Raw genomic sequence first — 14,228 nt, 5'->3', positions numbered from 1 at the left:
CTGAGCATCCTCGCCTACCAATCAGCCTGCCGCTTCAGGTGCATACATGGCAGTCAGCACCTCGATGATGGCGGGCAGCTCACTGGCAATGAACTGCGCGTTTTCAGTGACTTCGTCGATCTCCACTTCAGGCTGATCGCAAAGAAATTCAATACGCTCACAGATATCCATCAGATGCGTAACCTGCAACAGACGCATACCACCGTTGATGCGATGCACAAGGCTGGACATCTCCGCTGGTTCAAAGCTTGGCAACAACGCCAGCAGCTCGGTCAGATCACGCACGAAACTCCTATGCGCCTCAATGACCAGACTGCGTGTCATCCCGGCGTCGCCACCAGTCAATTCCTGCAGTGTCTCTTCGATGTCGTTGATCTGTTGCTGGCTCGCCTGCACTGCGCTGATGCCTGTGCTCTCACCCAAGGTGACCAGCATGCTGGAAAGCGTGCTCAAGCTAACCGGTTTGAAAAGGCAATCATTCATGCCTGAGGCAATGCACTTGGCCCGCTCCTCGGGCTGCGCATTGGCGGTGAAGCCGATGATCACGCACGGCGGCAGGCCATAGGCCTTTTCATGCCGTCGAATTGCCCGTGCCATCTCATGACCATTCATCACCGGCATATTGCAATCGGTGACGACGACATCGACGCGCTCCTCCAACCAGCAATCCAGACCCTCACGTCCATCCGATGCGCTACGCACGCGCTGCCCAAGAAATGCCAGCTGCTGGGTCAGCAACGTACGGTTGGCGGAATGGTCGTCAACCACCAGAACCTTCAAACTTGGATGTTTGGCATCCACGGCCTGCGGAACCTCGTTCGCTCCCGGGACCGGTGGCAATACCTCCAGCGGCAGATTCAGCACTACCGAGGTACCTTCGCCCGGTGTACTGCGGATAGAGATGTCTCCCCCCATCAACTCACACAGGAACTTGCAGATCGGCAAGCCCAGGCCAGTACCGCCGCGTGAGCTATGGCCGTGATTGGCCTGAGAAAATGGATCAAACAGGCTTGCGATATCGGCATCGGCGATACCTATGCCGGTATCGGCAACTTCCAGCTGCAGGCGCAGCTGTGCCACCGCAACTGAAACAGCATTGACCCGGATGGTGACCCGGCCACGGTCGGTGAATTTGATGGCGTTGCCGACGAGATTGGACAGCACTTGCTTGAACCGCATCGGATCAATGGACACATCGCAGTCCACGCTGGGATCAAGTTCCAGGATCAGATGCAGCGTCTTCTGGCGGGCCAGACCATTGAACACCCGCGCCACCGACTCGGTCATCTCACGCAGATTGGCCCGCTTCGGACTCAAGCTTACGTGGCCAGACTCGATGCGCACCACGTCCAGGATGTCACCGATCAACTCCAGCAGACCATGGGCCGAGTCATACGCCACCGCGATGGCCGCCCTATCAAGGCGCCCTTGATCCGCGTGCTTCTGCGCAAGTTCGAGCATGCCGATGATGGCACTCATCGGCGTGCGGATCTCATGGCTCATTGTCGCCAGGAAGGTGGTCTTGGCCCGGCTCGACTGGTCAGCGGCGTTCAGCGCACGGCGCAGTTCTTCCATCAGATGCAAACGGTCACTCACATCGATCCAGCCGCAGACCACGCCCTTGGCCTGCCCTTGTGAATCGAAGTAAGGGTAGATCCAGTGATAGATGCTCAGTACCCGTCCAGGCAGGTGCAAAGTGCGATCAACCTCCAGCGGCCTACCGTTGGCCATCACCCACAGATAGTCGTCATGGAAACTCTGGGCTTCGAACGGATCCAGCTTGGCACCCTCCATCGATGTCTTGCCGATCACCTTTTTTTCAGTGACCGCCAGCATGTCGAGATAGTTGGTGTTGCAGGTAACCAACCTGCCCTGCTCGTCACGGACATATATGGGGTGCGGCGTTCCGTTGATCAGCGAGCGCATGAAATTCAGCTGCTCTCCCAGCGCGTCCTCGGCCACCTGGCGACGGCGGTACTGCGAACGGATATGCACATTCCATATCAACGACACCAGGATAAGCAACAATGTCCCAGCGGTAATCTTGTAGATCAACCCACGAAAGTCAGTCCACGTTGCCGGTGATGCATCGGGCCGCGGCCGCCAACGGTTCTGGAAGATATCCACTTCGTCTGGCGGAATCTGCAACATTGCTTTGTCGATGATGCTGGCAAGCTCTGGCATGCCCTTGCGCGTAGCGATGGCCAACCACGCAGGCGTATCTTCCACTACGTCTGACACACGCAACTTTTCGTCATGCAGGACAGATGTGTAGTAGAGCGCCATCGGCAGGAATGCAATCGTCGCGTCCGCCTTGCCGTCTTTCACCAACTCCATTGCCGCCGCCAAGGTGTCGGTCTCGATGAACTGAAAGTCCGATGCTGGCAACAACATTTCCTTCAGCGCATGATGAGCCGGCAGCGCTATTCGCTTGCCGCGAAGATCGCTCAATGACAACGGACTACCGGGTTCTTCGCGCGTAATTATTCCGAATGAAGTCTGTACGAATGGCCGCGAGAAGGTAAACCGCTGTGCACGCGAAGGGGTCGGCACCAACATGGTCACATCTGCTGTTCCAGTCTCCAGTGCAGCCATCTGTTGATCGAGCCGGGACACCCGGACCGGTTCGAACTCCAAGCCGGTACGCTGCGCGATAGCACGTATGATGTCAGCACTCAAACCGCTGTAACGCCCATCGGTATCAAAGTAGGAAAGTGGCGCCGTGTCATTGCTGGCGACGAAACGCACCACCGGATTCTCGCTGATCCAGCGCTGCTCAGCAGGCGTCAGTTCTATCCGTGCCGATGGTACGATTCCGCCACCGCCGGACCAACGCTTCAGAATCTCACTCCCGTGGGTCTGTTGAAGCTGCGTCAACGCAAGATTGATGACGCGTTCCAAGGTCAGCGCATCCTCGTGCACCGCGAATGCAAAGCCGCCGGTATCGGTGCGCGGAACGGCAATCGTCCGCACGTAGTTGAAGTAACTCAAATTGACCAGATAGTTGCTGGATACCGCATCCCCTAGATAAAGATCCGCACTACCAAACGCAAGCGAGGCAAGCGCTTGCTCGCGTGAACGGTAGGTGGAGATGATCGCATCCGGGTACAGATCGCGGATCTGGACTTGTGGCAGGTAGTCCTCGGCTACCGCGATACGCATACCAGCCAGAGCTGGCGGCATGCGCCTACGCTCTGCTTTGCGCACGTAAAGCACCGGCGTATCTTCAACATAGCGCTGCGTCAAACGCACCGCATGCTCTGCGAGTTCGTAGTTATTGGCACTGCCAACCACGTCGACCGCGCCGCTCTCCAATGCGCGCAAGGCAGCTGCTCGGTCCGGATAGCGAACAACCCGTAATTTCACGCCAAGCATTTCACCGATGGCGCCAAACGCATCGGCGGTGATTCCCTCATAGCAGTCATTGCCGGAGAACACTTCAAGTGGCATGAAGCTTGGCGGGGCAACACCCATCACCAGCGTTCCCTTGGAGCGCACCCAATCGCCATCCACTTTTCCAAGCTCAAGCGCAGTGTTTGGAATGTTGTTGCGTGCCAACAAAGTCACGTCTCTGACCGCGTCAGCGGCAGCCAAAGCGGAACCCGCCAACAACAATAGAAGGGCAGCGATGACCCATGCCGCACGGATGAAGCGGCGCCTCAACATGATGTGTGGCATGGTTGCGATACTCAGAAATTCAATCAGCCGGTGGCGAGGCTGTGCTGAAGCTTGAACAGCTCTGCATCAGTACGGACGCCAAGTTTTCGGAAAGCGGCTTGTTTTTGTCCGCTGATGGTCTTCATGCTGCGCATGAACTTGCGTGATATCTGCGAAACAGACATCCCGTCCAGACAGCAGCGCAGTACCTCACGTTCCTTGGGCGAGAGCGAAGGATCATTCAGCAGGCGCTGCGCGCCTTTTACATCGGGAGATGGGCGTCCCGCGGGCAGCGGCTGCCGTCCCAGACGGTAGGCCAGCCCTGGCGATACATAGGTTTCGCCCGAGGCAACCTTACGAATGGCCTCAACCAGCAACTCGGCGCTTTCTGACTTCCCAAAGAAGCCGTTGGCGCCAACACTGAGCGATAGATTGACGACGGATGGCGTCTCCGCCGAGGACGAAATAAGTATGCAAAGCGTAGGAAATCGACGACGAATCAATCCGATAAGATGCAAGCCGTCCAGCTCACTTGCACCAAGTGCATAGTCAAGCACCAACAGATCTGCCGGAGTATCACCCAATGAAGCAAGCAGATCCCGACTGTTCGAGTAAACACCAACAACCTTCATATCTGCTTCGCGTGACAAGCGCAGCTCCAACGCCATCTGTATTAAATAGTGGTCATCCAACACCGCAACGCGGAGTGGCGCCATCACTGACCATTTCACTGAATCAACTCCTCTACACCGCAAATCCCAGCAACACCAAGCAGGTTCCAGACAGCATGCTGGTTAGTGCTCCCCATCAACCCAGGCAACAAGCCAGAACGATCGTTCTGGTCATCCAAAATGGATGCAGCCCTTGATCCAACGATTGGGGCCATTTCCTTCATTCAAGGCGCCGCTGCCTGACGCACTTCCACGCGCAGCACAATCCTGCGATTTGGCGCATAGCAGACACGCTGCTGCTCAGCACTTCCGTAGCAACCGTGCTTCACCAGCGTTCGGCTACCAGCGCTGGTTGAATGCGCCATCGACTGCGGAACACCGTGGCTGATCAACGCGCTGCGAACGATGTCAGCCCAACGTTGGCCCAGTAGCTGATTGTCTGCCGTGGCACCCATCGGATCGGTATGTCCCTCCACTTCCACACGGCTTATCTGCGCGCCTTCATGCTGCAGATCTACAAGCAGCGATTGAATGTGGTCGCTGCCAGACGCACTGATTGCGTTCAGGCCATTGATCATCGAATCAGCTGAAAGAACGTACTCGCGAAGCACCGATATTGGTGCATCCAGATAGCCGTAGTGACGACAAGGCTCAGCCATGGAGGCACGCGATAGCAGGTGGTTCTGCTGCAACATCCCAATCAATTCTGTGGAAGCTATTGTCTTGGTCACCGGCAACGGTTGATTGCCGCCCTCCTCCCGAACCTTCAGGTAGTAGGTCGCGCCGCCTTTCAACGTCGCCGCGTACAAATCGTCATTCTTTCCCGCGTAAATTGGAGCATCATCAATGTAAGAACCCAAGATGTGGCGACCAGGCACCAAACAGAAAGCGGTATAGCTGCCAGGATTCAGCGCGGTGATGAACTCCCTGTCCAGATAGACGTTCGCGACTGCGGCGCCGTTGGCATCTACGGAGCGGTAGTAAACAACTTGAGCTTGGTCTTGCCCTACTGCCCCCACCTCTGAGTACAGCATGTCAGATGTGCGGTCACGCTTCGCCGCTGTGGGACCTCCCGCAGATGCCGCACTTGCGGCAGTGAGCAGAACCAGTACGGCCATACCTTTTATACGATCAACTACCGCGCAGCACATCTGAGCATCACTCCGTCGCGCCCGCTCACTCCAACTGATGCGGCGAGGCATAAATTCAATATGGACCGGCAACCCAACGCCGCCGTTCAGTACCCGAGCCTTACTCGCGATGCGCGTATGCCTGAATGACAACGCGACGATTCGGCGCATTGCAGGCAATCAAACCTGCACGATCGCCCTGACAGTTGTCGACCAACAGCTCGCGATAGCCTTTCGAGTGGACAGATATGGCATCCGCGGAAAAGCCACTCTCAGCCAGCATCTTCTGTACGGTCTGCGCGCGCATCATCCCCAGCGCCTCGTTGGCTGCCTCGCTACCGACTGGATCGGTGTGGCCCACCACATCGATCCGATCAAGCCCTACGCCGTCCTTCTTCAGCTGGGTAGCAATTGCCGCCACGGCGCCACGTCCATCTTCGCGGACATCGGCGTAGCCAGCCTTTCCGAACGCAAACAACACGTCGCCGGACAGGATGTACTCCTGATGCTTTGCTGTCACCGTGTAATTGCAATCCATCACAGCCGACGCACGCGACAGGACGTGAACCTGACGCCGACTACCAGTAAGCTCGCGCTCCGCGTCCGAACGGGTGACCGCCGTCGGCAACAACGCACCGTCCTCGTCCACCTTCAGGAAGTAGGTCATACCGCCTTCCAGCGTTGTTCGCGGCTGCGCCTTCTTGCCTTCATAGTGCGGCGCATCGTCCAGTACGGCATTCAGGCCGTGTGCGCCCGGCGTGATACAGAACACAGTGAACGCGCCTGGCAGGAGGCTGGTATGAAACTCGTTGTCGATATATACGTGCGTTGCGGTGGCCTGCTGACCAGCTGCTCCAGCACGGTAGTAGACCACTTGGCTCTGATTGGCCGCCACTGCTGGTACTGACTGGTAGGAATCGCCAAAAGCAGATGCGGGAATTTCCGCGTGCGCGGCGGCATACACAAGAAAGCAAGCCGTCGCCCCAGCAACCGCCGACACCACACGTTTCATCGTTCCATTCAAAGACATACCATCTTCCTCACTATCGAATATCCGGCCCGCCACGCCGCGTAAAAGCGAACGATTCGCTTTTGCGGTGAAGGAGCTACCATTTCCAGAATCAAAGGTAAAACCGGCAGTTCAGTAGCGCGCGTCGAAACACTCCGACGAGTCATGAACGGCCGCCTCGTTGCTACCAGTATGTTTGTCGCCAGAGACTCCTTACATAGGGAAAGTCTCAAAATTCAATCCCCCGTCGCTTGTGACGCGAAGCAGCGGAAAGCAGTCCCACAATGGCTTCCCACCGTGCCATTCACGTACACATCGAGTGCCAAACGCGGCACTTACCTGTCAGCGCCAAGCCAGCTCAGCAGCGTCCCTGCGCTTGCGTACTGTCTGACTACAGCCTGGTATCCATCAAACCGGCTGGAAACCTCACCAACCTGGTTGTTGTAGTGCTCACTTTCCGAAGACAGAACATCGAGCAACGTACGCCGCCCGAGGTGATACCACTGTTCGTAGAACGCTGCGCGAATCTTGTCCGATTCCAAAGACAGCCCACGATAGAGATCGGCGCGATCAGCCAGCGAACGGGCATCCTGGTTTGCTGCGCGAATACGGTGTTCCAGGTCCTGTACCTGTTGCTCGGCAGCCATCCAACCTGCCTGCGCTCGCTGCCGTGCTGCTTGTTCCGCTGCGCGACCTGAGCCACCGCGAAACGCGGACCAGGACAGCGTCACACCGGTCTGCCATGCAGACTCGCGCCCATAGATGTCATCGCCGGTATTTTTGCTCACCACCCAGTTGACCTGCGGCAGAAGCGCAGACCGCACTGCATCGGCCTGCGTATCTGACGAGCGTGCCGAAGCTCTGGCCTGCAACACGGTGGGATGATGCAGCGATGCGGCCAGCAGCCAAGTCAATTCAGGCAGTCGAATATCCCAGTATTGCGAACTCGGCAGGCTTGGCAGTGCACGGTTACCTACCATCCTGCGCAGGTTGATCTCGATGTCACGCGTTTTGGAGTCTGCTGCGCTGCGCGAGGCTTCGGCCTGCAGCAATCGTGCCCTGGCCTGGGTCAGCTCACTCACTCGGCCAGGGTCGACAGCAACGATACCTTCAAGCATTTTTACCAGCTCCGCCATGCGGTCAACATAGCGCTGGCTGGTTTCCACAACGATGCGCTGCTTGGCGAGCTCAACCAGATTTGAGGTTACATCGTATGCCGAAGACTCCAACTGCGCCTGCACCGCAGAATCCGCAGCGTCAGCAAGGTAGCTGCGACTTTCGATGGTCTTGCGAACTCGCCCCCAGTCGAACAGTGTGGTGGTTATACCCAAGCTCAGTGACGGATCGCTGGGCCCCGAGGCGGCGCTGGAGCCAAACTCACGGGAAAGCCCACGAGCACTGATATCCAACTGCGGATAGCGCTGACCTCTTGCTTCGGAGATATCAGCCTTGGACGCAGCATGTTGCGCCAACGCGCCGGCTACCGCCGGGCTGCGCCCACTCGCAGCATCAACCACGCTCAGGAACATGCTGCGCAGCTCAGCCTCGGGCACCTCGCCCTTCCTTGTACCTGGTGCACCCTGCGCGACGGCGCCAGGCGCAGGCAGCAAGGTACTCAATCGAACGATCGGCGCAACTAAAGCCTCAGCCGCCGAAGGAGCAGTCTCGCTGGTAACATTCGGCATATCTACCCGTGCGAGTGGAAGGCGCTCGAACACAAGTACATCCTCCAACAACCCATCGGACACTGGAATCGCCAGGCTTTCGCGAACCGAACGCACAACAACAGAAGTTGAATCAGCCTTCGAAGCTCCAGCACCGATCCGGCCCAGCTGCGAAGCGAAGGGTCGCGCGTCGGCAGCAACTTCACTTGCAGGGCTAGCCGGGGCAACCTGCTCGAACTGAAGAAGCTCATCTTCAGCCGTTGCGTTCCCACTCATGACCGCCATGCTGGCAAAAGCGATGACCGTCCAGGTAACAACGGGCCTCTGTGCCGTGCCCGTCCCACCGGAAGCCAAGCGCTTATCAAAACTGCTCATCCACTACCTCAAAAGTATTCGCATCCAGAACAAGGAAGGTCGTGTGCTCGGGAAACAGCTGCCATCGCTCATATTGGGATGTCGAGCGCGCAACGCTGCTCCAACCGCTATTACCCGGTCCTGCCGATAACCAACGTTTACGCCAGTACCGCGTCGCCCAAGAAATTTCCAACGCGTTGCAGCTTCGTAACAGAAAAAAACAGGAATCCGCTGCTCCCAGATTCGCGGAACACGTCCTTGATGCCTGGGCTGAAATATTCATCCCCATAAACTCCAAAGTCGTGCTTGCATCCCGTAAACGTTGCTGAATCCACTGGCGATATGACATTGGAGCTTGCGTTCCACACGCACCGGCTCTCTGCATCCAGATTCCACTCGGACGCAACGTGCCTTTCGACCTCAGCAGAACATGAATTCATGGCGAAATACCCCCACTTGTTCAGCACGGCAACTGCAAGCCTCCACTCCACGCATCGGCACATGGAAGATGCTGGAATAGCAGAAAGTGCAGCTCTGAAAATCATCCACTGAAGGAATCTTCGGGCGTGATCTCTTGCTGTATACGACCAGCAGAGCAGTGGCTCGATACGCCCCTCAAGACGAGATGCCCAGCAACCAAACATCGCTGCTGGAGACTCCCTTTCGGGTGGCGCAAGAGCGTCTGACGAACGCATTGGAAAGGCCCGGAGTGTCTTTTGACCATCCTCCGGGCCCTTCTTTCGTCAAACGACCATATGCTGCTCAAGCGGGTAAGCAATCTCACTCACGGCTACGGGGGACCATTCGGTGTCGATCGCCTGATTGCTGCTGACCACCCAGCTCTCCTGCGCAACTGTTTCGATGGAGGACTGCTGGTAGACAGCCTGCACTGGATCGATCGCGGTGTCGCGCAGCACAGCGCCCTGGCTGAAGAGCTCAATCCCCGCTTCAACCAGAAGATCGTGCGCCGGGACAAGCACCTCAGCACTGCCATCGTTCGGTGCGGACCTGATCGCCATCGCAACGACAACTACCCACTGCTCAGATGCGTCGCTTACGTTGCCCGCCACATCGAAGGATTGGAATGTAAAGCGATGTTCGCCGTACGCCAAGCGCTCGGCGGTGTACGTCCACCCACCGTACTCATCGACTGTTGCGAAGCCAACTTCTTCGCCACTATTGAAAACGATGATGGTCGAATTCGGCTCCGCCCTGCCAACAAAGGTAGGAGTCCGATCATCGGTGGTCTGCCCGTTCTCAAGGTTACCCATCCATGCACCAGCGTTATCCTTTACAGCGTCGATAACCGGACGATCGGGAGCGACAGTGTCGACGCGTACGGCATAGGTGTTGCTGACCGCACTCTCAGCACCACCTGAACTTACAGCGATTGCAGAGAAACCGTGCACTCCTTCCGTCAACGCGATTTCCGGAGTGAAGCTCCAGCGCCCGTTGTCACCTACCACGATGCTCCCGAGCAGATTTTCGCCGGATCTGACCTCAATCAGCTCTCCCGCCTTCCCGGTTCCGTTGATGGTCGGGTTCGCATCATCGGTACTGCCACCATTCTGGAGAATGCCGGTGTACTCGCCAACGTCATCCCTGACGTTGGTGATCCTCGGGATCGTCGGAATCGAGGTATCGACGATAAAGTCAAAGGTATCGGAAGGTGCACTCAAATTGCCGGCTGCATCCAAGGCTTCAACGCTCAGTGTATGCACGCCATCAGCCAAGGCTGCGGACAACACAAATGTCCAGCTGCCATCACCAGCTGTCACGGCACGGCCAATCTCAATCCCACCGTCCTTGATGATCACTATGCAGTCGCGTTCGGCGGTACCGCTGATTGTCGGCGTGGAATCGTCAGTGATTCCGCCCGAGGCGACGCTGCCCGTACGCGCGCCATGATCGTCATACACCAGCTCGATTGCTGGCCTATCCGGTGCGCTCGTGTCGATCACGATGTCGAATACCTCCGAGGGCGCACTGACGTTACCGGCACCGTCTTCAGCTTTCACAGTGAACTCGTGCGCACCATTGAGCAACGGCGAACTTGGCGTGAAGCTCCACTCCCCGCTCATACCGACCGTGGTGCTACCCAGCAGTCTGCCGTTGTCATAGATGTGAACCTCGCTATTGGGCTCAGCCTTGCCGGACAGCGTCGGCGTGGTGTCATCCGTGCTCTGGCCAGGACTCAGCGTGCCCTGGGGTGAACCCACATCGTCATGTATCTGATCAATCGTCGGCTTGCCCGGGCCAGTAAGATCGATGGTGAAATCGAAGAGTTCGCTGTTGGCGCTTTCACCATTGGCCGCCGTGGTCACAGTTGCAGACAGGCTGTGCAGGCCTTCGCTCAAACCAAGGCTCGGCGTGAAGCTCCACTTGCCATCAGTGCCAGCCAGCACCTGCCCCAGCAAGGTACTGCCTTCGTAGACCTTAACGGTACCGCCAGCGGTGGCTATGCCATACAGGGTGGGAGTGACGTCATCGGTGAGACCGCCTGTGCCGATCTCGCCTTGGATAGTGCCAACATCATCGGTGGCACCATCGATGCGGACGACTACGACATTCGTGTTTACTTCGAAATCTATCGCTGGCGACCTGGGACCAACGTTCCCAGCCTTGTCCACCACTTCGTAACTCAAGCTGTGCTGACCATCAACAAGCACCGGGGAGGGGGTGAAACTCCACTCGCCACTTGCGTTGGTAGGCACTCGCCCGATCACCACCGCTCCGTCATAGATGACTACGGCCGCGTTGGCCTCAGCCTTGCCCACGAACGTCGGTGCGTTGTCGTCGGTCGTCATTCCGTCAACGATCTGGCCAGTGATCTGACCCACGTCGTCCCACAGCGCCGCGTCCGCCGGACCCGGCTGCACCGGCGGGGCGGTGTCCACAATGATCGGGTACGGACCGGTTGGATCACTGCTATTGCCCACAGCATTGGTGGCCACCGCAGTAATGCTGCGCAGGCCGTCAGCCAGGTCGGCGGTTGGCGTATAGCTCCATTCGCCATTTGCACCAACAACAGTACTGCCGGCCAACGCGCCGTCGATATAGATCGATACCTTCGTACCCGCTTGCGCGGTACCGTTTATTGTCGGGCGCGCGTCGTCAGTCACGTCGTTCTTCTGCAACGCACCGGTAACCGAGCCGATATCATCAACCACCGAGGTGATTGCCGGAGTAGCCGGCAGCTCCGGACCGCCCAAGGTCAGGTCGAAGTTGTTGGATCGCTCACTGGCGTTGCCTGCGGCATCGATCGCTTCGGCAGTCAGCTTGTGCGGGCCCAGCCCCATCGGCAAGAACGGCTCAAACGACCACTTGCCCTCGGCATCGGCCATGACATGCCCGATCTCCAGGCCATGATCCCTGATGACCACCTTGGCGAATGCCTCGGCGCTGCCGCTGATGGTCGGCTTGGAATCGTCAGTCCAGTCACCCGAGCTGAGGGGGCCCATCTGACTGCCTTGATCGTCGTACACCAATTCAATCACCGGAGGTGCCGGCGGGGCTGTATCGATGGTGATGGCGAAGCCGTCCGAATGCACGCTGGTGCTGCCTGCTTTGTCCTGTGCGGTAACAGTGAACAGATGACCACCGTCCAACAGTGGCGGACTTGGAGTGAAACTCCACTTGCCTGCCGCGTCAGCGACGGTGTTTCCGAGAAGATTGCCCCCGTCATAGACCCGAATGGTACTGCCAGCCTCCGCCTTGCCAGATATCGTTGGCGTGCTGTCGTCCGTGCTCTGGCCCTGGCCAAGCGCGCTCTGCAACGTTCCCCTGTCGTCATACACCTGCTCGATCGTCGGTTTGTCCGGAGCGGTGATGTCGACAACAAAATCAAACGTCGCACTGCGGTCGCTCTCGCCTTTCGCCGCGGTCGTCACTGTGGCAACAAGCCTGTGTGCGCCTTCGCTCAGGCCAACGGCTGGCGTGTACTCCCACTTTCCGTCCGCACCCGCAGTTGTCTCGCCCAGCAACAACGTGCCTTCATATATCTTGACGGTGCCACCGGCAGTAGCCGTACCAAACAATCGCGGCTGGGTGTCATCGGTAACGCCGCCGCTCATGAAGGTTCCCTTCACAACGCCGGCATCATCCTCGGCAGCGTATATTTCAACCAGCTCAGGACGTGTATCGACCAGGAACTCGGTCGTTGGGGACTTCTCGCTGGTATTGCCAGCACGATCAACCACGACGTAGTCAAGGATATGCAAACCATCCTCGAATCCCCCGCTGGGACTAAAACTCCACTTACCGTCGCCGGCAACCGGTGCACGGCCGACTTCCACGCCCTTGTCGTAGATAATCACGGTCGCGTTCGGTTCCGCCCTGCCGTCAATGACTGGCCGATTGTCGTCGGTGATGCTGCCATTTCCGATCTGGCCCTGGATGCGCCCCTCGTCGTCCGTCATACCGATGATGACGGGAGTATCGGGCGCAATTTTGTCGACAAAAATTACGTAAGGAGCGGATACGTCACTGTACTCGTCATCCCCATACTCATACATCACGGAAATCACGTGGCGGCCGTCAGCCATCGGAAGTCGCGGCACGAATGACCACGCCCCATCAGCACCGGCCGCGACAACACCGATGAGTTCCGCACCGTTGTAGATATGGACCAGCACGCCGCTTTCAGCCTTGCCAACGATCTTCGGGCTTCCGTCATCGGTGAATCCACCATTCGGAATATTGCCTTGAATCGCGCCCTGACCATCCAGAATGCTGTCAATGGCTGCCTCCAGCGGTTGGCCAAACGCAACAGCTTCGCTCACGTCCAGCGCTTCGACAGCATCGCTACCACCACCAGCGGTTGCGGCTTCACGCCGGTACCCGTCGGCAACCGCGACGACGTCAACCGGCGTAACGCCGTTGCTTTCCGCTGCGTCGTGCACGCGCTCGATATCCACCAGGGGTTTGGCTGGCGATGCTTCTGCAGCAGCCATTCCGGCCGCGAAACCGACCTGCGCAACGCCAACAGGCTCCACCCCCGGTACAACCGATGCTGCGACCATCGGCGACGCCGGCTCGAACCCGGTAGCGGGCGACAGCGCAGATCCATCTACTGCGAACAATAACGAACTCGGCACGGCGGTGGCCGGCGTCGGCGCCAGTTGTAGCAATACTCCTCCCGCAACTTCTGCTGCGGAAGCTTCCGTGGCCTCATCGGTAACCAGCCTGTACGGCTGGTAATTCCCGTCGGTGCACAAACCAAACAACTGCGCATGATTGACAAAGAAACCTTCAATGATCAGAACGTCCCGCGCGGAACCGCCGGACTCTTCAGCCAGCAGCAGGTTGTTCGCCAAGCGTTTGATGATCATGCCGTCCGCCGCACCCCGGCCATCGGCACCAGCCAGAATATAGCGACCGCCAGCCAAGGCGTGGATACTAGGTGTACTACCCGCGTCCGCCTCCTGCAGAACAAGGTTCTGGGCCACGGAACCGCCATTGAGCACAGATAAGATAGCAGCCATTTGATGATCCACCTTTGTAGTTGATTTGTTGAGCGAAACTGCGGCCGGACTCACACCCAGAAACGCAGATTCCGTCGAGTACTTTTCAATTCCGTCCCAACTGCCCTGCGCACCCAGGAACTGCGCCATGTGCTGCTTACTTGAGAGCAGGCGCACACGCCAAAGTTTCGCTGACGTTCGTTGACACCGCGGGATGCAGGCGCGGAAGGCACAGCCCGAATCACATTATGTTTTCTGAGCAGTGCGCGACATGTAGGAGA

The 14,228-nt window shown here is 58.0% G+C and carries 6 protein-coding genes; all 6 read right to left on the bottom strand.

Going from position 1 to position 14,228, the window contains the following annotated elements; all coding sequences use genetic code 11:
• Positions 1–21: 21 nt before the first annotated feature.
• Positions 22–3,666 (bottom strand): transporter substrate-binding domain-containing protein, encoded by a 3,645-nt coding sequence (locus ACVOLR_RS06530; RefSeq protein WP_481535723.1) that lies wholly within the window; start codon positions 3,664–3,666, stop codon positions 22–24.
• A 35-nt stretch (positions 3,667–3,701) separates the two neighbouring features.
• Complete coding sequence (locus ACVOLR_RS06525) at positions 3,702–4,388, bottom strand: response regulator (protein WP_481535722.1); 687 nt, start codon at positions 4,386–4,388, stop codon at positions 3,702–3,704.
• A 164-nt stretch (positions 4,389–4,552) separates the two neighbouring features.
• Positions 4,553–5,629, bottom strand: a complete 1,077-nt coding sequence (locus tag ACVOLR_RS06520) for an OmpA family protein (protein ID WP_481535721.1) — start codon at positions 5,627–5,629, stop codon at positions 4,553–4,555.
• Complete coding sequence (locus ACVOLR_RS06515) at positions 5,580–6,488, bottom strand: OmpA family protein (protein ID WP_481535720.1); 909 nt, start codon at positions 6,486–6,488, stop codon at positions 5,580–5,582. The genes ACVOLR_RS06520 and ACVOLR_RS06515 overlap by 50 nt, the downstream gene beginning before the upstream one ends.
• A gap of 314 nt (positions 6,489–6,802) precedes the next feature.
• Positions 6,803–8,506: a TolC family protein gene (locus ACVOLR_RS06510; RefSeq protein ID WP_481535719.1), complete on the bottom strand. Its 1,704-nt coding sequence runs from the start codon at positions 8,504–8,506 to the stop codon at positions 6,803–6,805.
• A gap of 722 nt (positions 8,507–9,228) precedes the next feature.
• A complete protein-coding gene (locus ACVOLR_RS06505; protein ID WP_481535718.1) occupies positions 9,229–14,097 on the bottom strand; it encodes an Ig-like domain-containing protein in 4,869 nt (1,622 codons plus the stop codon).
• Between the last annotated feature and the right edge of the window lie 131 nt (positions 14,098–14,228).

It is taken from the genome of Stenotrophomonas sp. STEN030 (genome assembly GCF_056759995.1).
This window is presented reverse-complemented; position numbering and strand designations above follow the sequence as displayed.